The organism is Pseudochrobactrum kiredjianiae, assembly GCF_030362795.1.
Lineage (GTDB): Bacteria > Pseudomonadota > Alphaproteobacteria > Rhizobiales > Rhizobiaceae > Pseudochrobactrum > Pseudochrobactrum kiredjianiae.
In genome coordinates this window covers 1,092,787-1,112,208 of sequence record NZ_JAUCBM010000001.1, presented here as the reverse complement: position 1 = coordinate 1,112,208, position 19,422 = coordinate 1,092,787, and the positions used below count along the sequence as shown (strand labels likewise).

Annotated in this window: 21 protein-coding genes; 9 read left to right on the top strand and 12 right to left on the bottom strand. The window is 51.4% G+C overall.

The window, feature by feature from the left end; all coding sequences use genetic code 11:
- Nucleotides 1–104: 104 nt before the first annotated feature.
- From dxs to QUF18_RS04875, 3 genes are all read right to left on the bottom strand, one after another.
- Entirely contained in the window at nt 105–2,045 is a 1,941-nt protein-coding gene (gene dxs, locus QUF18_RS04885) for a 1-deoxy-D-xylulose-5-phosphate synthase (protein ID WP_289385750.1), read from the bottom strand.
- Between the two features lie 105 nt (nt 2,046–2,150).
- Nucleotides 2,151–3,086: a pirin family protein gene (locus tag QUF18_RS04880; protein ID WP_289385749.1), complete on the bottom strand. Its 936-nt coding sequence runs from the start codon at nt 3,084–3,086 to the stop codon at nt 2,151–2,153.
- Between the two features lie 158 nt (nt 3,087–3,244).
- The gene (locus QUF18_RS04875; RefSeq protein ID WP_289385748.1) at nt 3,245–3,877 is read right to left on the bottom strand and encodes a YidB family protein; all 633 of its coding nucleotides are present in this window, start codon (nt 3,875–3,877) and stop codon (nt 3,245–3,247) included.
- A gap of 242 nt (nt 3,878–4,119) precedes the next feature.
- Here QUF18_RS04875 and QUF18_RS04870 point away from each other — a divergent pair, with 242 nt between their 5' ends.
- From QUF18_RS04870 to QUF18_RS04860, 3 genes are read left to right on the top strand one after another with little or no spacing between them, the layout of a single operon-like run.
- Entirely contained in the window at nt 4,120–4,380 is a 261-nt protein-coding gene (locus tag QUF18_RS04870; protein WP_289385746.1) for a GlsB/YeaQ/YmgE family stress response membrane protein, read from the top strand.
- Between the two features lie 18 nt (nt 4,381–4,398).
- Nucleotides 4,399–4,896: a DedA family protein gene (locus QUF18_RS04865; protein WP_289385744.1), complete on the top strand. Its 498-nt coding sequence runs from the start codon at nt 4,399–4,401 to the stop codon at nt 4,894–4,896.
- A 10-nt stretch (nt 4,897–4,906) separates the two neighbouring features.
- Entirely contained in the window at nt 4,907–5,245 is a 339-nt protein-coding gene (locus tag QUF18_RS04860; RefSeq protein ID WP_289385742.1) for an SH3 domain-containing protein, read from the top strand.
- Nucleotides 5,246–5,304: 59 nt separating this feature from the next.
- Here the strand turns inward: QUF18_RS04860 and QUF18_RS04855 are convergent, their stop codons facing one another.
- The 4 genes from QUF18_RS04855 to aroC form a co-directional block, all read right to left on the bottom strand.
- Nucleotides 5,305–5,574 carry an exodeoxyribonuclease VII small subunit gene (locus tag QUF18_RS04855; RefSeq protein WP_289385741.1) on the bottom strand — a complete coding sequence of 90 codons (270 nt, stop codon included), beginning with the start codon at nt 5,572–5,574 and terminating at the stop codon, nt 5,305–5,307.
- Nucleotides 5,575–5,577: 3 nt separating this feature from the next.
- Nucleotides 5,578–6,540, bottom strand: coding sequence for a histone deacetylase family protein (locus tag QUF18_RS04850; protein ID WP_289385739.1), 963 nt, complete (start codon nt 6,538–6,540; stop codon nt 5,578–5,580).
- 39 nt (nt 6,541–6,579) lie between these two features.
- Complete coding sequence (gene ribB, locus QUF18_RS04845; RefSeq protein ID WP_289385737.1) at nt 6,580–7,686, bottom strand: 3,4-dihydroxy-2-butanone-4-phosphate synthase; 1,107 nt, start codon at nt 7,684–7,686, stop codon at nt 6,580–6,582.
- 118 nt (nt 7,687–7,804) lie between these two features.
- Nucleotides 7,805–8,896 (bottom strand): chorismate synthase, encoded by a 1,092-nt coding sequence (gene aroC / locus QUF18_RS04840; RefSeq protein WP_289385734.1) that lies wholly within the window; start codon nt 8,894–8,896, stop codon nt 7,805–7,807.
- A 394-nt stretch (nt 8,897–9,290) separates the two neighbouring features.
- Between aroC and QUF18_RS04835 the strand changes: the two genes are divergently transcribed.
- Nucleotides 9,291–9,548 (top strand): DUF1344 domain-containing protein, encoded by a 258-nt coding sequence (locus QUF18_RS04835; protein ID WP_289385732.1) that lies wholly within the window; start codon nt 9,291–9,293, stop codon nt 9,546–9,548.
- 160 nt (nt 9,549–9,708) lie between these two features.
- Here QUF18_RS04835 and QUF18_RS04830 read toward each other — a convergent pair whose 3' ends face one another.
- The 4 genes from QUF18_RS04830 to QUF18_RS04815 all read right to left on the bottom strand — a co-directional run bounded on the left by QUF18_RS04830 (nt 9,709) and on the right by QUF18_RS04815 (nt 13,042).
- Nucleotides 9,709–10,308, bottom strand: a complete 600-nt coding sequence (locus QUF18_RS04830) for a histidine phosphatase family protein (RefSeq protein WP_289385730.1) — start codon at nt 10,306–10,308, stop codon at nt 9,709–9,711.
- Nucleotides 10,309–10,318: 10 nt separating this feature from the next.
- Nucleotides 10,319–11,137: an enoyl-ACP reductase FabI gene (gene fabI, locus QUF18_RS04825; RefSeq protein WP_289385728.1), complete on the bottom strand. Its 819-nt coding sequence runs from the start codon at nt 11,135–11,137 to the stop codon at nt 10,319–10,321.
- A 281-nt stretch (nt 11,138–11,418) separates the two neighbouring features.
- Nucleotides 11,419–12,360, bottom strand: a complete 942-nt coding sequence (locus QUF18_RS04820; protein ID WP_289385725.1) for a DnaJ C-terminal domain-containing protein — start codon at nt 12,358–12,360, stop codon at nt 11,419–11,421.
- 253 nt (nt 12,361–12,613) lie between these two features.
- On the bottom strand, nt 12,614–13,042 hold the full coding sequence (locus QUF18_RS04815; RefSeq protein ID WP_353074486.1) for an RT0821/Lpp0805 family surface protein: 429 nt from the start codon (nt 13,040–13,042) through the stop codon (nt 12,614–12,616).
- A gap of 460 nt (nt 13,043–13,502) precedes the next feature.
- On the opposite strand from QUF18_RS04815, the gene pdxH reads away from it, so the two are divergent.
- Entirely contained in the window at nt 13,503–14,114 is a 612-nt protein-coding gene (gene pdxH, locus QUF18_RS04810; protein WP_289385721.1) for a pyridoxamine 5'-phosphate oxidase, read from the top strand.
- Between the two features lie 56 nt (nt 14,115–14,170).
- Here the strand turns inward: pdxH and ubiA are convergent, their stop codons facing one another.
- Nucleotides 14,171–15,154 (bottom strand): 4-hydroxybenzoate octaprenyltransferase, encoded by a 984-nt coding sequence (gene ubiA / locus QUF18_RS04805; protein WP_289385719.1) that lies wholly within the window; start codon nt 15,152–15,154, stop codon nt 14,171–14,173.
- 120 nt (nt 15,155–15,274) lie between these two features.
- On the opposite strand from ubiA, the gene purD reads away from it, so the two are divergent.
- The 4 genes from purD (at nt 15,275) to QUF18_RS04785 (ending at nt 19,420) form a co-directional block, all read left to right on the top strand.
- Nucleotides 15,275–16,576 carry a phosphoribosylamine--glycine ligase gene (gene purD / locus QUF18_RS04800; protein WP_289385717.1) on the top strand — a complete coding sequence of 434 codons (1,302 nt, stop codon included), beginning with the start codon at nt 15,275–15,277 and terminating at the stop codon, nt 16,574–16,576.
- Nucleotides 16,577–16,651: 75 nt separating this feature from the next.
- Nucleotides 16,652–17,068: a MarR family winged helix-turn-helix transcriptional regulator gene (locus QUF18_RS04795; RefSeq protein WP_289385715.1), complete on the top strand. Its 417-nt coding sequence runs from the start codon at nt 16,652–16,654 to the stop codon at nt 17,066–17,068.
- Nucleotides 17,069–17,110: 42 nt separating this feature from the next.
- Nucleotides 17,111–17,545: a tautomerase family protein gene (locus tag QUF18_RS04790; RefSeq protein WP_289385713.1), complete on the top strand. Its 435-nt coding sequence runs from the start codon at nt 17,111–17,113 to the stop codon at nt 17,543–17,545.
- Nucleotides 17,546–17,653: 108 nt separating this feature from the next.
- Nucleotides 17,654–19,420, top strand: coding sequence for an acyl-CoA dehydrogenase family protein (locus QUF18_RS04785; RefSeq protein ID WP_289385710.1), 1,767 nt, complete (start codon nt 17,654–17,656; stop codon nt 19,418–19,420).
- Nucleotides 19,421–19,422: the final 2 nt, after the last annotated feature.

Here is a 19,422-nt window from a genome sequence, read left to right as displayed (position 1 = left end):
GCCTCAATGAAGGAGACAGCGCTTGAGCGCAAGATGTAATTAGAGCGCACATATCCATAATGACACGTGCGCTCCGACATTTTAAAGCAATCTATCAGATGATATCAGGCACGCAGGCCGCCACCCGCCTCACCGGTCAGCACATCACGGCCAAGCGCTGCAAAGGCCGCCCGCACAATCCCTGCACTATCCAAACCAGCACCGGCATACATAGCCTCAGGTTTGGCATGATCCAGAAATGCATCCGGCAAAGTCAGCGTGCGAACACGCAGACCATGATCCAGCGCCCCTTCATTGCTGAGATAATGCAGCACCTGAGCACCAAAGCCACCGGTAGCCCCCTCTTCAATTGTGAGAAGTACCTGATGCTCTTTGGCAAGACGACGGATCAGATCATGATCCAGCGGCTTGGCAAAACGTGCATCTGCAACAGTGGTGGAAAGACCGGCTGCGTCCAGCTCATCCGCTGCTGCCAGACATTCCTGCAAACGCGCACCGAAGCTCAAAATCGCGATCTTGCTGCCTTCGCGAACAATCCGGCCTTTGCCGATTTCCAGCACAGTGCCGCGCTCCGGCAGATCCACGCCCACACCGTCACCGCGCGGATAGCGGAACGAGATCGGCCCTTCTTCATATTCCGCGGCGGTGCGCACCATATGCACCAGTTCTGCTTCATCCGATGCGGCCATAACCACAAAGCCCGGCAAATTGCTCAGGAAGGCAGTGTCAAAACTGCCCGCATGGGTAGCACCATCCGCACCCACGACACCGGCACGGTCAATTGCAAAGCGTACCGGCAGATGCTGAATCGCCACATCATGCACTACCTGATCATAAGCGCGTTGCAGAAAGGTGGAATAAATCGCTGCAAACGGCTTCAAACCTTCTGCAGCCAGACCAGCAGCAAAAGTCACCGCATGTTGCTCTGCCATGCCGACATCGAAAGTCCGTTTTGGAAATGCCTGCCCAAAGAGGTTCAGACCGGTTCCGTCCGGCATAGCGGCAGTCACAGCCACAACCTTTTCGTCATGACGCGCTTCTTCAATCAGCGCATTGGCAAAAACTTTTGTATAGCTCGGTGCATTTGCCGGTGGCTTTGACTGCTTGCCGGTAATAACATCGAATTTATTGACGCCGTGATACTTATCTGCCGCGGCTTCCGCAGGGGCATAGCCTTTGCCCTTCTGGGTCACCACATGCACCAGAACAGGCCCGTCGACATTATCGCGGATATTCGTCAGCACAGGCAAAAGATGATCGAGATTATGACCGTCCACAGGGCCGACATAATACATGCCCAGTTCTTCAAACATAGTGCCGCCAGCCCAAAAGCCACGGGCAAACTCTTCCGTCTTACGGGCTTTATCCTGAAAGAATTTTGGCAATTTTTTGCTGACCTGTTTGGCAGCACTTCGCAAATTACGGTATGTCGGCCCCGACACGAGACGCGCCAGATAGGCACTCATTGCACCGGTCGGCGGTGCAATCGACATATCATTATCATTGAGAATAACGATCAGACGGGCATCCAGCGCACCGGCATTATTCATGGCCTCATAGGCCATACCAGCAGACATGGAACCATCACCGATCACCGCAATCACATTGCGCTTCTCGCCTTTGAGTTCACTCGCAACCGACATGCCAAGACCAGCCGAAATCGAAGTCGATGCATGGCCGGTGCCAAAATCATCATATTCACTTTCAGCACGCTTGGTAAAACCGGACAGACCGCCTTCCTGACGGATGGTCGGCATACGCTCACGGCGACCGGTCAGAATTTTATGCGGATAGGTCTGATGGCCGACATCCCAGATCAGTCGATCATTCGGGGTATCAAACAGATAATGCAGTGCCACGGTCAATTCGACCACACCAAGACTTGAACCAAGATGGCCACCGGTGCGGGACACGACATCAATCAGATCGGCGCGCAATTCATCAGCCAGTTGCGGTAATTGTGCAGGCGCAAGCTTTCGCAAATCTTCCGGTAAATGCACCTGATCCAGCAACGGCGTGTGCAGCTTGTTATTAAAACCGGTCATCTGGAAAACCTTATTATTCTATGGACAGTTCAGTGCAGACGGAAACATATATAAAAGGCTTTGTTTCCCATCCGCCTGTGTTTTGCAATCAACTATTTCAAATAGTTATTCAGGGAGCGGGATAAATTCCTCCGCATCCCCCGGAACAATATCAAAGCGGCGGCTACGCCACTCTTCTTTTGCCTGTTCAATACGTTCTTTTGATGATGAAACGAAATTCCACCAGATATAGCGGCGGCTATCCATTGTCTCACCACCGAAAACCATGATCTGTGCGCCCTCACCGGCAAAATTCTGCGGCACAGCTTCAATCACAATATCATCGCCCTGCCGGAAGGCCAGCAACTGATTATCTGTAAACACTTCACCGGCAATACGAACTGCACCGCTTAAGATATAAATCGCGCGTTCTTCCTGCACGGCAGGTAAATAAAACTTCCCGCCAGCCTCGATGAAAACATCCGCATAAAGCGTGTCACTATAAGCCGGCACATTGGACTTCAGCCCGTGCATGTCGCCAATCATCAGGCGCATGCGGAATTCTTTTTCCTGCAGCCACGGCAGTTTCTGCACCGTATGATTGCTGAACTCCGGCGCCATATTTTCATAACGCTCCGGCAATGCAACCCATGTCTGCACACCGGAAATTCCAAGCGGTGACCCACGCATTTCCTCTGGTGTGCGCTCTGAGTGCACAATCCCGCGCCCCGCTGTCATCAGATTGACTTCACCCGGATTAATCACCTGCTCAGTGCCGAGACTATCGCGATGACGAATATTCCCATCCAGCAAATACGTTACTGTTGAAAGACCGATATGCGGATGCGGTGCAACATCCAGCGCCTCGCCTGCTCGTAATAAAGCAGGCCCCATCCGGTCAAAGAAAATGAAAGGCCCGACAAGACGGCGCTTGGACGTCGGCAAAGCACGGCGAACTTGCAAACCGCCCACTTCGCTGGTGCGCGGAATAATCAAAGTCTCAATGGCATCAATTGACTGAAGATCACCGGGAACCGGATCCTGACCAGGAAAAAAACTCACAAAGCTGCCCTTTCAGAAATATCCGACACCAGAGCGCCGTGCGCCCAAGTCTGGCACATAGCGCTCTAATAACGTAAACCAACATATCATAAAAATGGGATGTTCGGAACTTTGCTTCCCAACATCCCATCACAAATCAGTCAGCCGTCACTGAATGCTTATTTCTGGCCGAGCATTTTCAGCAATTGCTGCATATCAGGCACCTGACCATTAGCGGTCAGCTTATCCACAATGCCCGGGAGCGCCGCAGAAAGTTCCGCCAGCAAATCCTGTTCATTGACACCCGTTTGACGGGCAATATCCGAAATTGTGTTTTTGCCGATCGCATTGCCGAGCTGATCCGGTTCAATCGGCGCATTGTTGCCACCGCCTACCCAGCTTTCAACCTTATCGGCATGGCCGGCCTGTGTCAGCTGCTCAAGCAAGCCACCCAAGCCGCCGCCCAAACCACCACTACCGGCATTTGGTGCCGCTTGTCCGGCAGAGCTGCCGCTCAATACGCCGCCCAACAAACCACCCAGTACGCCGCCTAAGCCGCCAAGGCCACCGGCCTGTGCATTATCCTGCTGATGATTTGCAGCCTGTCCGCCGCCAAGCAATCCGCCCAGCAGATCGCCAAGACCGCCACCGGTTGATGCCTGATCCGGTACCTGTGCCTGCTCTTTTTCATCGGATTTGCCGCTAAACATGCGACCGACAAGCAATGCACCCAATGCAATGAGAACCGGTTTGGTCAGGCTGCCGCCCGGTACCGGTTCGTTATTAGAAGAGTCACCACCAAAAAGGCCCATTTTATACTTCCTCCAAACCTGCAAAATGCCGGATAATACTCAGCTTTACGTAAAAAGAGCATCTTGGCAAGATTGCCACTTGCCAAATATGCATTGATATGGGAGCGTTTTGCAGAGTTTCCAGAGCGAAACGTCAGATATTTACCGGCAGTATTTGCTCTGTTCCTTATCATTTATGCATGTTTGCAGTCTTCAAATCTGCACCAGACTGTAAAATGCTTTTGCGACACGGAGAAACAACAATGTCAGTGATCAGCTGGATTATTCTCGGTCTCATTGCCGGTTTTATCGGCAGCAAAATTGTCAATAAAAGCGGTCAGGGCATGTTGATGGATATTGTCCTCGGCATTGTCGGCGCCGTTATCGGCGGCGTTATTTTTAATTTCTTCGGCGCGGCTGGTGTCACCGGCCTCAATATTTACAGCCTGATTGTTTCTGTTATCGGCGCTGTGGTGGTACTGTTTTTGTACCACGCAGTCAGTGGCAAAAAGCAAATACGATAGAACAAAGCGACCAGCAGCATGCATTGGATTGAGCCATATATTGCCACCTATGGCTCAATTGCGCTGTTTATCATTATTTATTTTGAAAGCTTCGGCGCACCGGTGCCCGGAGAGTCTCTTCTGATTGCCGCTTCACTGCTGGCGCAGCAGGGAACCTTATCTTTACCGATGATGCTTATTGCTGTTTTTCTCGCCGCTATTCTCGGCGACAGCACCGGCTATCTGATTGGTCACTTCGGCGGGCGTAAAATCCTGCTCCGCTTTGGCCCTTACATGAAACTCACGCCAGAGCGGTTAGAGCGATTTGAAGCTCTGTTTGAGAAATACGGCAGCGGCATTGTCATCACCGCGCGGTTTTTTGCCATTCTGCGGCAATTAAACGGTATAATGGCCGGTACTTTAAAAATGCACTGGCTCAAATTTGTCACCGCCAATATTATCGGCGCAGCGCTCTGGACACTGGTTTGGGGGGCAGGACCTTATTATTTCAGCGCTTTTTTCCGCTCTCTTTTATAAGTAAACAATCATGATCCGCAGAACCGTGACCGCAGACCACGAAGCCAGCTATCCTGATCCGATCAGCGTTAAACAAGGCGATGTCTTGGAGCTATCTGGGGAAGAATATGATTGGGACGGGCATTTGTGGCTCTGGGCAATCAATACACAAGGCAAAACCGGCTGGATTCCCGAAACATTGGCCAGCCGTACAGCTGAAGGTTGTTTCGCCAAGAAAGATTATTCAGCAATGGAGCTATCCTGTGTGACAGGACAAGTGCTGGAGAGTTTTGACACCACCCATGGCTGGGCATGGTGCCGCTCGCAGGATGGCAATGAAGGCTGGGTCCCTCTTAAAAATCTCTCATAAGACAACAATGCCTCATCGGTGAGGATGAGGCATGAGAAATGAAACCATTTTGAAAAGATTTATTCCGGATCGAGCGGCTCTGTGCCGGTTGGCTGACCATCGCGGTTGAGCTTGATCTTCTCAACCTTATCCTCTGCCGATTGCAGCAATTTCTCGCAATGATTTTTCAGTGCTTCGCCACGCTCATAAATCATGATCGATTTTTCCAGAGGCACATCACCGCGTTCCAGATCATCAACAATTGTTTCCAGCTGTTTGAGTGCCTGCTCAAAGCTCATCACAGCAATATCGTCATTGGAAGCTTGTCCGGTGGTGTTCGGCTCGGTCATAATTTATCCTTTCATCAAACGCGTAATATGCGCTGCGGCGGAAAAGGACAAGCCCTGCAAATCATATCCGCCTTCAAGAAAACTGATCAGCCGGTTATTGCAGAACCGGTCGGCGCGCTCCATCACCTGCCCTGTCGCCCAATCATAGTCGGCTTCGGTCAAATTAAGTTGAGCTAACGGGTCAAGATAATGACCATCAAAGCCCGCTGAAATCAAGATCAGATCGGGACGAAAATTATCCAGCGCCGGTAAAATACGCGTTGAAAATGCTTCACGAAATTCGCGACTGCCGCTATCGGCCAGCAAAGGCGCATTGACAATATTACCAACACCGGTCTCCTTCACCAAACCGGTACCCGGATAAAGTTGCGCCTGATGCGTTGAGCCAAAGAATACGCTCTTATCTGCAGCAAAAATATCCTGTGTGCCGTTACCGTGATGAACATCCCAATCAATAATCGCCACACGCTCCGCACCAAAATGGCTCTGCGCATAGCGGGCAGCAACGGCGGCAGTATTGGCAATGCAAAAGCCCATCGCAGTATCTGCCGTCGCATGATGACCGGGTGGACGAGAAGCGATGAAAATATTATCCGCCTGCCCTTTAAAAACACCCTCTACCGCTGCCAGTGCAGCGCCGGTTGCAGTGAGAACGGCCTGCCAGCTTTGCGGGCTGACATAGGTATCTTGCCCGACATTAACAATTGGCTGTACCACACCTGAGGCCAGTTGTTCTTCATCCAGAGGCTCGGGAATCTGTGCTTTAATCCGGTTGAGATAGGATGCCGGATGCACCAGACTTAAAGCGCCCTCATCAGCAACAGGTGCTTCCACCTGATCCAGCGCATAATAATCATAGCCTTCCAACACGCTGAATAAAGCGCGCAACCGATCCGGACGCTCAGGGTGTCCGGCTGGTGTGAGATGCTCAAGAAAAACCGGATGCGAATAAAGTCTGGTTGCCATAGTGCTCTGTATCTGCCTGCTTATTCAAACAGGATAAAGTTACAAGATTTCAGTTTTAAGAATATTAATACCGAAACCTTCCAGCCCGACATAATGGCGCTCTTTGGAAGCCAGCAGGCGGATGGAACTGATACCCAGATCTTTCAAAATCTGCGCGCCCAGCCCAATCTGGCGCCATTCTTCATCGCGCGCCTGTGCTTCCTTATGCTCTTCCCTGTCGTGGTTTTCGGTATGGCGACGTGACTTGTCACTTTTGCCCACACCCACAGAGCCTTCACGCAGATAAACCAGCACACCACGCTTCTCGGAGGCCATTCGCTTCAGAACCGCATCAAGACCGGAATTCGCGCCGAATGTATCGGCCAGTACATCTTCACGATGCAGACGCACCGGCACATCCTCACCATCGCGAATATCACCGAACACTAGAGCCACATGCTGCATCGGCTCCCATGGCAACTGATAGGTGTAAGCCTGCGCCTGACCGGCCAGTGTTTCCACCTCAGTTTCTCCCATGCGCACAATCAGCGTTTCCTTGCGCTGACGATAGGCAATCAGATCAGCCACAGTAATGCGATGCAGGCCATGTTTCTCGGCAAAATCGGTAACCTGAGGGCCGCGCATGACGGTGCCGTCATCATTCACCAGTTCGCAGATCACGCCAACCGGCGGCAGATTGGCGAGCTTGCACAAATCAACAGCGGCTTCCGTATGGCCGGAGCGCATCAGCACCCCGCCTTCACGGGCAACGAGCGGAAAAATATGACCTGGCCGCACAAAATCGGCAGGCCCTGCATTCGGGTTTGCAAGATTGCGCACAGTCAGCGTGCGGTCATCAGCAGAGATGCCGGTTGTCGTGCCGTGTTTGTAATCAACGGTAATAGTGAAAGCAGTAGAATGCGGCGCATCATTTTCTGCCACCATTGCTGTCAGGTTAAGGCGCTTGGCCTCTTCTTTCGGCATCGGTGTGCAAACAATGCCGGATGTATAGCGCACGATAAACGCCATTTTCTCCGCCGTGCAATGCACCGCCGCCACAATCAGATCGCCTTCATTTTCGCGCCCGTCATCGTCCATAACAACAACGATTTCGCCGCGCTCAAAAGCGCGCAGTGCATCAACAACCTGCTTCTGATTATAGCTCATGCTTCACTCCATAATATTACCGAATGGACATCGCATATAACTGGTCTGGCCGCACCAATATCAGACGCGGCCAGCTTAGATGATAACTCTCAGACGCGGCCAGTCTGACCGTATTATTTTAGACGCGGCCAGTTTGGCCGCGGTGCCTGAGGTAGTGGTCTGCAATCGCGCAGGCCAGCATAGCTTCGCCGATCGGCACAGCGCGAATGCCAACGCAAGGGTCATGACGGCCTTTGGTCATCACATCCACCTCGTTTTTATCCACATCAATCGAACGGCGCGTGGTGAGAATGGACGAGGTCGGCTTCACGGCAAAACGCGCAACAATCGGCGCACCGGTTGCGATACCGCCGAGAATACCACCGGCATTATTCGACAGAAACACCGGATTACCATCCGCATCAATGCGCATTTCATCGGCATTCTGCTCACCGGTCAGCGTTGCAGCCTCAAAACCATTGCCGATTTCCACGCCTTTAACGGCGGGGATCGACATCAGATGTGAAGCAATATCCTGATCCAGCTTGGCATAAAGCGGCGCACCGATACCGGCAGGCACACCTTCGACCACAACCTCAATAACCGCACCGATAGATGAACCGCTTTTGCGGATACCATCCAGATATTCTGCAAACAGTTCGACCGAACCGGCATCCGGCGTGAAGAACGGATTATTATCCACTTCTGCCCAATCCCAGCGGGAACGATCAATCTTGTGAATACCCATCCCCACCAATGCAGCGCGCACGGTCAGACCCGGCACAACTTTGCGGGCAATGGCACCGGCAGCCACACGAGCAGCGGTCTCACGCGCGGAAGAACGACCACCGCCGCGATAATCACGCAGGCCGTATTTCACATCGTAAGCATAATCCGCATGACCCGGACGATATTGGCGGGCAATCTCGCCATAGTCCTTGGAACGCTGATCGACGTTCTCAATCATCATAGAAATCGGCGTACCGGTCGTGGTCATCACACCATCTTCACTGGTGAGCACACCGGACAGCACCCGTACCTGATCCGGTTCGCGACGCTGCGTGGTATATTTCGACTGACCTGGCTTGCGCTTATCAAGATAGGTCTGAATTTCAGCTTCGGTGAATTGAATACCCGGAGGGCAGCCATCAATAATGCAACCGAGTGCCGGACCGTGACTTTCGCCCCAGGTCGTCACACGGAAAAGATGGCCAAAGCTGTTATGCGACATAGAAAACCCCAAGATTGAACCGGTTCTGTGCGGTTCATTTTAATTTCAAATTGGTGATCTGTTTCTATTCGTCTTTTAAGCAGTGGTCAAACAGCAGAGAGACCGGCACACAAAAAACCAACGCAATTAACGCTATTCCGCTTAACTGCGCCGCGAAGTTTGAAATACTGCACAAATCCGTTGATATGTTCTAGAGCACCGCGCGCCCTCTTGAGCGCACAAAGGTTGCTCTAACATTTTATATTTACAGCGTGATTTTACCTTAAACTGTTTCAAGTTTAAGGAATTATGCTGTAGCCTTCATCTAAAGCAGCTTTCGCTATGCAGGCCGTTCAAATGCCATAATTAACCTGCAGCTTTGAGCAACGGATTTTACCACGCACAAGGATCTCTCATGCGTATTTTGGCCATTCTTACATTGTTACTCACACCATTTTTTGCCGGAACCGCTCTGGCAGATGATGCTGAGGGCAAAATCACAAAAATCAATGAAGATGCAGAATCCATTACGCTGGATAACGGCAAGGATTACCGTTTGCCCGGAGAGTTCGACTATAGCGCCATCGAAAAAGGCATGAAGGTTATTATCACCTATGACCTCGTTGATAATGTTCGCTATATCAGCAATATAGACGAAGCAGACGGTGGCTGATCTGCCCCGATTGCAAGCATAAAAAAAGCGCCGGAAACGGCGCTTTTTTTACAGCATAATTCCTTAAACTTGAATCAGTTTAAGGTGAAATTATGCTGTAAATATAAAATTTTAGAGCGACCTTTGTGCGCCCAAGAGGGCGCACGGCGCTCTAATTGAGTTAAACCCACTCAAGGCGATTATTTTCAAGCTTTAAGAGCTTGTCCTGCGGCACAGAGAGATGCGCTGCATCCTGACCGCTCATACCCTCAATCAGATAGAACAGCGTACGGATACAACCGCCATGGGTAACGCAAACCGTCTTGCCCTGAACCGTTTCAAGCCATTGAGCAATACGTTTTGAAAGTCCCATATAGCTTTCAGCATGTTCACCCGGCGGTATAAAATTCCACTTATCACACTCACGCTGCTGCAAGAGCCCTGCATTACCGACACCGGCAGCAGCGAACTCTTCCATCATGTGACCTTGCCAGTCGCCAAAATGCACTTCCATCAATAAAGGGTCGGTGCGGTAGGCCAGCGGATCAAGCCCCATACGGGTGCGGATACGCTCCATCGTCTCACGGGTACGGCGCAGAGGGCTTGCAACAAAGTCAAATCCTTCTGCGGTTCCGATCAGCGATTTCAGCATATCGCCATTGCGGTCAGCCTGTGTGCGGCCATGGGCATTGATATCAATGTCCATCTGCCCCTGCACACGCTGCGAGACATTCCAGTCAGTCTCGCCATGACGCGAGAAGTAAATGATTTCCCGTGCCATATTATTCACCTTAGTCCTTAATGACCGAAATATCCGGCGCATCCACAGCCTTCATACCAATCGTATGATAGCCGCTGTCAACGTGATGCACTTCACCGGTTACAGAGCGGGACAGGTCAGAGAGGAAATACAGGCCGGAATCACCAACCTCATCAATGGTCACAGTGCGACGCAGTGGTGCGTTATACTCATTCCATTTCAGAATATAGCGGAAATCGCCGATGCCTGAAGCTGCCAAAGTCTTGATCGGACCAGCGGAAATCGCGTTAACACGAATATTCTGCGGACCAAGATCAACGGCCAGATATTTAACGCTGGCTTCAAGAGCAGCCTTAGCAACGCCCATGACATTGTAGTTCGGCATAACTTTTTCTGCACCATAATAGGTGAGCGTCAGCATAGAGCCGCCATCTGTCATCAGTTTTTCCGCGCGCTTGGCCAGCGCTGTAAAGGAATAAACCGAGATCAGCATTGTATTGGTGAAATTTTCTGCCGACGTATCGACATAACGGCCGGTCAGTTCATCCTTATCGGAGAAACCAATGGCGTGAACGAGGAAGTCCAGCTTGCCCCATTCTTTTTCGATCAAAGCAAAAACTGCATCCATGGACGCATCATCAGTCACATCGCAATGGCCGCAAAGCAGTGCGTCCAATTCAGCGGCGAGTGGCTCGACGCGTTTTTTCATTGCATCGCCCTGATAGGTCAAAGCAATCTCTGCGCCGGCATCCCGTGCAGACTTGGCAATACCCCAAGCGATTGAGCGGTTGTTGGCCAGACCCAAGATCAGCCCGCGTTTTCCTTGCAACAAACCGGATTTGGTGGTCATGCACCATACCTCATAAAAATATCATCTGAATAGCTGCCTATCGCATAGCACAGCGGCAGCTTCAAGCAAGGACGGTAAATTTTGTCTTCCGTCCCCTTGAAAGCGGCTGTTTCAATGCAGATATAAGCTGATTGTTTCTATTATGTAACGGTTCTGCCCGAGAATAGGAAGCAGTATTTGCGGGCGCGATTCCACCCGCAAATCACCTTATTTTGCTCTTCAATGCAAATCATGCCCTTTATGCGCGCACAAAATCGCAGCCAATCCGCGAATATAGCAGATCACCCAGCGCGGGAACGCAGCAGTGATTCGAGCTGCTCATCCCCTTCTTCCGGCAACATAATCTGGATATGAACAAACAGATCGCCGGCATCTCCGGTTTTATTCGGCAAGCCCTTGCCTTTCAGACGCAGGATTTTATCCGAACTTGACCATGCCGGAATACGCACGGCCACGCGTCCGTTCAAAGTCTCAATTTCCGCACGGGAACCCAGCACGGCATCGCTCAGCTGCACCGGCAGATCAAGATGCAGATCGCGCCCGTCCAAACGGAAACGCGGATGCTTCCTGAAGTTGATCGTCACCAGTGCATCGCCGTCAACGGCGCCGGGAATTGTCTCCCCCTGCCCCTTGAGCCGAATGGTCTGGCCGTCTTCAACATAGGCTGGCAGTTTGATCGACAGTTTCTTACCGTTCGGAAAAACAGCTTCAACTTTTTCAGCACCGGCAGCCTGTTCGAGCGTCACAGCGATTGATGCCTTCAGATCCGGCGCTTTGGATGGTGCGCGACTGCGTGTACGACCGCCGCCTGCAAAACTACCACCAAAAATGCTGCTCAGAATATCTTCTGCACCATCAAAGCCACCCTGCTGGAAACCGCCAGCCTGTCCGCCACCGGAACCACCACGCCGGAAACCAGCGAAAGGATCACCTTGCTGGCCGCCATAGCCCTGCCCGCCAAATCCATGCCCGCCAAATCCATGGCCGCCAAAACCTGCAGGCTTACCTTCCGCATCAATTTCACCACGGTCGAACTGGCCGCGTTTGTCTTTGTCACCGACGATTTCATAGGCCTGATTAATTTCGGCAAATTTCTCCTGCGCCTTCGGATCATCCTGATTTTGGTCAGGGTGATATTTCTTGGCCAGTTTACGAAAAGCAGATTTTATTTCTTCAGGCTTCGCCGTTTTAGCGACGCCCAATACGCTGTAGGGATCGCGCATAGTATTCCTTTATCGTTGTGGTGATTGCAAAACGGGAATCACCAGTCAATTGTACCAAATCATAGCGCATCCGGCGCACTTATCCGAAAGATTAAATAACTGATCTGCTTTATGAAAAGCGACAGCCATCTGGGATAGATACCGGCATGCTGTTCCTATGCAATATGCGTATCAGCACGCAATTTTTCCAGAGACGCGCAGCGAAATAGTACAATAGTTTTATAAATCAGAGGGTTCAGACCAGTTTGGGCACTCAGAGCTGGGCAAAAGAGGTCAGCGCCCACGCGCCACCCTGCGCCATACAGGCTTGTCCGCGATAGAGCGCTGCGCCGTCAAAAGCCTCACGCGAGGTTTGAAATTCGCGACAAAGACCGGCATCAGTCTGCTTCTCAGCAACCGTGGTGATTGTGCCCTGGCTACCAGTATCGGGATTAGCCCAAGGAATAGGCGTCTTGCCCCATTGGGTAAAATTCAATGCCGAGACGACATTGCGGATCGTATTCTGATCCGACACTCTGCTGCTATCCGTGACTTCAGTAACAGCAGGCTGCTTATTCACCGAACCGGTAATGGTATTTTTATCCGGCGCAGCTTTTTGAAGATCAAAGCCGGACATTGCACAACCGGACAATAGCGCAACTGTGCCAACAACCACCAGAAACCGGCATGAAACACCCTGCATCAACTGCAAGAAGTGATTTTTCCGTAATTCTGTTGTCGTCTTCGTGACTGGCAAATGATCGTCCTGACCGGCTGGAAACGGAACTATCGTATAAGATCATCCCGTATTAATGTAAATCAGACATTTGTTATGAACTAATCCGCGTTAACAAGCAGTGTGTGCAAAGGGTAAACAAATCATTACCCATCGTCAAAGGCTCCGGCCAGCAGTTGCACAGCAATTCAGAGCGTTTACGCATATCCTTTGCATCGCAGTATAATTTTTCGCGTTTTTTGCAGATATTTCTGAAGTCGACAACGGATACTCTATGCCAGTTTTTCGCAGAATATTAAATTTGCGGGACTTCACAAGCACGGACAGCCATGTAAGGTGTGCATGTTATAATGATGGCTATCATAGCAGCGCTTTGGCCAAACCGGACGAAGCCTTCTGCTTTTAAAATTCAAGTGAACAGACCGATATGACAACATCCGCTGATGATTTCACCGCTGCGACCGAACCTTTCCGCCTGTTTGCAGAATGGATGCAGGATGCAACCAAATCCGAACCAAACGACCCGAATGCCGTTGCTGTTGCCACAGTCGACGAAAGCGGCCTGCCAAATGTGCGTATGGTTCTGCTGAAAGATTTCGACGAACACGGCTTTGTTTTCTATACCAATTATGAAAGCCAGAAGGGGCAGGAAATTCTGTCTGCCGGAAAAGCGGCCATGTGTTTCCATTGGAAATCCCTGCGCCGTCAAATCCGTGTGCGCGGCCCAGTTGAGCAGGTAAGCGCTGAAGAAGCTGATGTCTATTACCAGTCGCGCCCGCGTGGTAGCCGCATTGGTGCATGGGCATCCAAACAATCCCGTCCGCTGGAAAGCCGCTTCGCACTGGAAAAAGCTGTTGCCGAATATACTGCGCGCTTTGCAATCGGTGAAATTCCCCGTCCTGATCACTGGTCGGGTTTCCGCATCAAGCCAACCTATATTGAGTTCTGGCACGATCGTCCGTTCCGTCTGCATGATCGCCTGATCTTCAAGCGCGATACGCCGGAAGGCGATTGGACAACTCAGAAATTCTATCCATAAATAATAAAAAAGCCGCGTCTGAGACGCGGCTTTTTTATTTGCGAATATGACTTGGATCAAATCACTGGTTTGATTACCACCCACAGGGAGCCAAGCACCAGACCGGCAAAAATCAGCCAGCCGACAATATTGTTAGAGCGGAACAGACGCAGGCACTGTTCAGGATTATCAATATCCAGCACGATGATCTGGCGATACAGATGCACACCGGCGGCCAGCAAACCAGCGAGTGCCGGCATCGGCACTTCAGCTGAAGCAAAGGCCCAAGCAAAACAAATCAACGCGCCGCCATAGAGCAGCATCAGTGCCGGTTTGGTTTTCGAGCCGAATAGCCGCGCCGTTGAGCGCACACCAACCAGCGCATCGTCTTCTTTGTCCTGATGTGCATAGATCGTGTCATAGCCAATCGTCCACATGATCGCGCCAACATAGAGCAGCACCGGCGCCAGCGACAAAGAACCAGCCTGCGCCGACCATGCCACCAATGCACCCCATGAGAAAGCCATGCCCAGCACCAGTTGTGGCCAGTCGGTAATGCGCTTCATAAACGGATAGGCAGCAACAATCACCAGCGATGCAAAGCTCAACGCAACCGTGAACCAGTTGAATTGCAACACTACAGCAAGCCCGACCAGACATTGCAGACCTAAAAACACCCATGCCTGTTTGCGGCTCACCTGACCGGACGGCAGCGGACGGGAACGCGTACGCGCAACCTGATCGTCAATATCCTGATCGGCCAGATCATTGAGCGTGCAGCCTGCACCGCGCATGGCAATGGCACCAATCAGAAATAGCAGCAAATGCCAAAGGGACGGTAAAACCGTCCAGACATCATCGCCTGCTTTCGCACCGGCACTCGCAACCATCGCCGCAGACCACAGACATGGCCAGAGCAGCAATTGCCAGCCAATCGGCCGATCCCAACGCGCAAGCTGTGCATAAGGCCACAGGCTCGGCGGCAGCAAACGATAGACCCAATGGCCGGACGGAGCGTCCATAACTTTGCCTGTTTGGCCGCGTGCCTGAACCTGAACCATTTTATGCAAACCTTTCGCAGTTGCATTCTTATAAATGCTTTCAAATTCTCTAACGATTTCGTAAAGGAGGAGCAAGCCTGAAGCACATCCAAGCCTGAAGTACATCATGGAGAAATGCCTGTGACCACGTCTTCCTCAGAAGCTCTTAAAGTTCTGCTCATCGGCTCCGGTGGCCGCGAACACGCTCTTAGCTGGAAACTGGCAGCTTCCCCGCTGCTCGGCACACTCTACTGCACACCGGGCAATCCGGGCATTGCAGATCATGCCACACTGATTGATCTCGACATTGACGATCATGACGCCGTGATTGCTTTCTGCCACAGCTTTGAAATCGATCTGGTCGTTGTCGGCCCTGAAGCACCACTGGTCGCCGGCATTACCGACCCGTTGCTGAAAGCCGGCATTAAAGTCTTCGGCCCTTCACAGGCCGCCGCACAGCTGGAAGGCTCCAAAGGCTTCACCAAAGATCTTTGCGCCCGCTTTGATATTCCGACCGGCAGCTATGGTCGCTTCAACAATGCCCCAAAGGCCAAGGCTTATATCCGTGAACAGGGTGCGCCGATTGTCGTTAAAGCCGATGGTCTGGCCGCAGGCAAAGGCGTGGTTGTTGCTATGACTTTGGAAGACGCGCTGGATGCCGTGGATGCCTGTTTCGAAGGTCATTTCGGCGATGCCGGTGCCGAAGTTGTGGTTGAAGAGTTTCTCGATGGTGAAGAAGCCAGCTTCTTCTGCATTTGCGATGGCACAACCGCTTTGCCTTTCGGCAGCGCACAGGATCACAAGCGTGTCGGCGACGGCGATACCGGCGCCAATACCGGCGGTATGGGCGCCTATTCCCCTGCCCCGATCATGGATGAAGCCATGACGGCACGCGTGATGAGGGAACTGATTGAGCCAACCATGCGTGGCATGGCTGAAATCGGCGCACCTTTCAGCGGCGTGTTGTTTGCCGGCCTTATGATCGGCAAAGACGGCCCGAAACTCATCGAATATAACACACGTTTCGGCGACCCTGAATGTCAGGTGCTGATGACCCGCCTCAAAGACGACCTGCTGGTGATTATGCTGGCAGCGGCCAATAATATGCTGAACCAGCTTTCAATCCGCTGGAGCGATGAGGCAGCCCTCACTGTTGTTATGGCAGCAGAAGGCTATCCGGCCTCCCCGCGCAAAGGCACAGTCATCAAGGGTGTTGAAGAGGCCGATGCTCTGCCGGATGTGAAGGTGTTTCACGCCGGAACCGAGCATAAAGACGGCGACTTGCTAGCCAATGGCGGTCGCGTTCTCAATGTTACCGCCACCGGTAAAACAGTTTCCGAGGCACAGGCAAAAGCCTATCAGGCTGTTTCCAAAATCGACTGGCCGGAAGGCTTCTGCCGTAAAGATATCGGCTGGCGTGCCATTGAGCGTGAACGGCAATAATTTCATATAACCGTAACTGAATGATAGAACACAACCTAGTTGCATACGCAACTAGGTTGTGTTAGCGTATATATCATGTTTGATAGCTGTATTTATTTCAACACAGCAGCACTGAGTAGACAGCTGGATCGCATTTGGTCAAAGGCATTCAAACCATTTGATCTGACGCCATCTCAAGCCTTTATGCTGCGTGTCACTCTTGCGCGTCCAGCGATATTACAAAGTGAGCTTGCCGCAACTTTGAATATTGCACGGGCAACGGCTACCCGTACAATTGATACGCTGGAAACACGTAAATTTCTGGAACGACGCAGCTCTCCTAAGGACGGGCGCGAATGCGAAATCCATCCAACTGCCGCTGCACAGTTGTTGAAAGACAGACTAAACCAAGCCAGTCAAGACGTCACTGCGGCCTTGAAAGCCAAACTCGGCTCGCAGGAGTTTTCGTCTTTTGTAACTCAAGCCAGAATAATTGCCGATAAACTTGATTAATTTTCAAATTAAATAGTTGCATAGCTAACTAAGGAGAAGAATATGCCCATTCTCAATGTCAAAGTCAGCGCTCCAAGATCTGAAGAACTGACCCGTAAAATCGTTACTTTATTACTCAGTTTGACGAGCAAAATTCTTAAAAAAGACCCCTCATTAACATCTATTGCTATTGATTACGTGCATCCACAAGACTGGTATATCGCTGGCATGTCACTGCATGAAATAAACAAAACAAGCATCTATTTTGACATCAGAATAACTGATGAGACGAACACTAAAGACGAAAAAGCGCTTTATATCCATAAAGCTTTTGAAGGCTTTTCTAAGCTTTTCAGCAACTTGCATGAAGAAAGTTATATTCATATTTTCGACGTACGCGCTGATGCATATGGATATGGTGGCTTCACGCAAGAATGGAGATATCATCATTCTCAGCAGCCAAAGGAAAAACATCAAGAAAGATTGACGTTTACGTAATAAGCCGATAGCTTTTAATCCAAACAACCGGAAGAGCCCTGCTCAGTACTGACAGCACATGGGCAAGCTTTGGGAGATGACCTTTCACGGTCAGAATGTGGAGGAACAATGTATCGCGCACCACTGAATCAGATCAGCCAGACACTCAATCAGGTTGCAGGCCTGCCGGAGCTTTTAAAAACAGAGCTTTTCTCTGAGCTTTCACCGGATATTATCGACGCGATTTTGCAGGAAGCTGCCAGATTCAGTGAGACGCGCATCACGCCGCTACGCACCAAAGGCGACCAGCAAGGCGCCACACTCAAAAATGCAGAAGTTACAACGACAGAGGGCTGGAAGGCGCTCTATAAAGACTGGACAGATGGCGGATGGAACGCGCTGACCGGCGATACCGCCTATGGTGGTCAGGGGTTACCAACCTTACTTTCGGTTGCTGTTGCGGAAATGTGGAATTCCGGCTCACTCGGTTTTGCCATTGCCTCCACCCTGACCATGGGTGCAGTGGAAGCACTGGAGCACCATGCCAGTGATGCGCTGAAAAACACCTATCTTGAGAAACTGATCTCCGGTGAATGGTCCGGCACCATGAACCTCACCGAGCCGCAAGCCGGTTCTGATCTTGGTGCTTTGCGCAGCCGCGCTGAACGGGCAGATGACGGCAGCTACCGGATTTTCGGGCAGAAAATTTTCATCACCTATGGTGAGCATGATCTGACCGACAATATCGTGCATCTGGTACTGGCACGTCTACCCGATGCACCGGCAGGTACTAAGGGAATTTCATTGTTTCTGGTGCCGAAATATCTGGTCAATGAAGATGGTTCACTTGGCGCACGCAATGATGTGTTTTGCGCAGGGCTGGAAGAAAAGCTCGGTCTTCACGCTTCACCAACCTGCACCATGATTTATGGTGACGGCTTTGGTGATACCGGTGAAAAAGGCGCTGTCGGCTATCTGATCGGCGAAGAGCATAAGGGTCTCGCCTGCATGTTCACCATGATGAACAATGCCCGCCTGCTGGTTGGCATTCAGGGTGTGGCTGTAGCAGAAGCAGCCTATCAAAAAGCCCGCGCCTATGCAGCAGAACGCCGACAAGGGCGTTCTTTAAATGCAGCCAAAGGTGCAGGGATGAGCCCGATCATCGAGCATCCGGATGTAGCGCGCATGTTGCTGACCATGAAGGGACTGACACAAGCCTCGCGCTCTATCTGCTATGCGACCGCACAGGCACTCGATATGGCAAAGGCCGATCATGCCAATGGCACATTCTGGGCAAACCGCGCCAGCCTGCTGACCCCGCTCGCCAAAGCTTTCTCTACCGATAGCGGCGTAGATGTCGCCTCACTCGGCATTCAGGTGCATGGCGGCATGGGCTATATTGAAGAAACCGGCGCTGCCCAATTACTGCGCGACGCTCGTATCCTCCCGATTTATGAAGGCACCAACGGCATTCAGGCCATTGATCTGGTGATGCGTAAACTGCCATTGGAAAATGGCGGTCATATTCATGGATTTTTGCAAGAATTACGAGACATTACCGAACAGGCAAAAGCATCCGATACACTCAAGATTATCGCACCGCAGCTTGAACTCGCCTTGAACACAGCAGAAGAAGCCACACGCTTCTTGCAGGACTGCATTGTCAAAGGTGACAATCAGACGGCGCTTTGCGGTGCCACAGCCTATCAACGTCTGCTTTCACTCACTGTCGGCGCACTCTATCTGACCAAAGCAGGATTGCATGACGATAATTCAGCCGCACTGGCTGCCTTCTTTGCGCAAAATACCTTGCAGGAAACAGCAGGGCTGAAACAGGTTGTTCTTGATGGCGCGGCCAACCTCACATATGCAACCAAGCTTCTGCAGGATATTTGACG

Bases quoted from the DNA above. Each gene is read 5' to 3' on its own strand.
- dxs (WP_289385750.1), bottom strand. From the start codon at position 2,045: ATGACCGGTTTTAATAACAAGCTGCACACGCCGTTGCTGGATCAGGTG.
- QUF18_RS04875 (WP_289385748.1), bottom strand. From the start codon at position 3,877: ATGGGCCTTTTTGGTGGTGACTCTTCTAATAACGAACCGGTACCGGGC.
- QUF18_RS04870 (WP_289385746.1), top strand. From the start codon at position 4,120: ATGTCAGTGATCAGCTGGATTATTCTCGGTCTCATTGCCGGTTTTATC.
- QUF18_RS04865 (WP_289385744.1), top strand. From the start codon at position 4,399: ATGCATTGGATTGAGCCATATATTGCCACCTATGGCTCAATTGCGCTG.
- QUF18_RS04860 (WP_289385742.1), top strand. From the start codon at position 4,907: ATGATCCGCAGAACCGTGACCGCAGACCACGAAGCCAGCTATCCTGAT.
- QUF18_RS04855 (WP_289385741.1), bottom strand. From the start codon at position 5,574: ATGACCGAGCCGAACACCACCGGACAAGCTTCCAATGACGATATTGCT.
- QUF18_RS04850 (WP_289385739.1), bottom strand. From the start codon at position 6,540: ATGGCAACCAGACTTTATTCGCATCCGGTTTTTCTTGAGCATCTCACA.
- ribB (WP_289385737.1), bottom strand. From the start codon at position 7,686: ATGAGCTATAATCAGAAGCAGGTTGTTGATGCACTGCGCGCTTTTGAG.
- aroC (WP_289385734.1), bottom strand. From the start codon at position 8,896: ATGTCGCATAACAGCTTTGGCCATCTTTTCCGTGTGACGACCTGGGGC.
- QUF18_RS04835 (WP_289385732.1), top strand. From the start codon at position 9,291: ATGCGTATTTTGGCCATTCTTACATTGTTACTCACACCATTTTTTGCC.
- QUF18_RS04830 (WP_289385730.1), bottom strand. From the start codon at position 10,308: ATGGCACGGGAAATCATTTACTTCTCGCGTCATGGCGAGACTGACTGG.
- fabI (WP_289385728.1), bottom strand. From the start codon at position 11,137: ATGACCACCAAATCCGGTTTGTTGCAAGGAAAACGCGGGCTGATCTTG.
- QUF18_RS04820 (WP_289385725.1), bottom strand. From the start codon at position 12,360: ATGCGCGATCCCTACAGCGTATTGGGCGTCGCTAAAACGGCGAAGCCT.
- QUF18_RS04815 (WP_353074486.1), bottom strand. From the start codon at position 13,042: ATGCAGGGTGTTTCATGCCGGTTTCTGGTGGTTGTTGGCACAGTTGCG.
- pdxH (WP_289385721.1), top strand. From the start codon at position 13,503: ATGACAACATCCGCTGATGATTTCACCGCTGCGACCGAACCTTTCCGC.
- ubiA (WP_289385719.1), bottom strand. From the start codon at position 15,154: ATGGTTCAGGTTCAGGCACGCGGCCAAACAGGCAAAGTTATGGACGCT.
- QUF18_RS04795 (WP_289385715.1), top strand. From the start codon at position 16,652: ATGTTTGATAGCTGTATTTATTTCAACACAGCAGCACTGAGTAGACAG.
- QUF18_RS04790 (WP_289385713.1), top strand. From the start codon at position 17,111: ATGCCCATTCTCAATGTCAAAGTCAGCGCTCCAAGATCTGAAGAACTG.
- QUF18_RS04785 (WP_289385710.1), top strand. From the start codon at position 17,654: ATGTATCGCGCACCACTGAATCAGATCAGCCAGACACTCAATCAGGTT.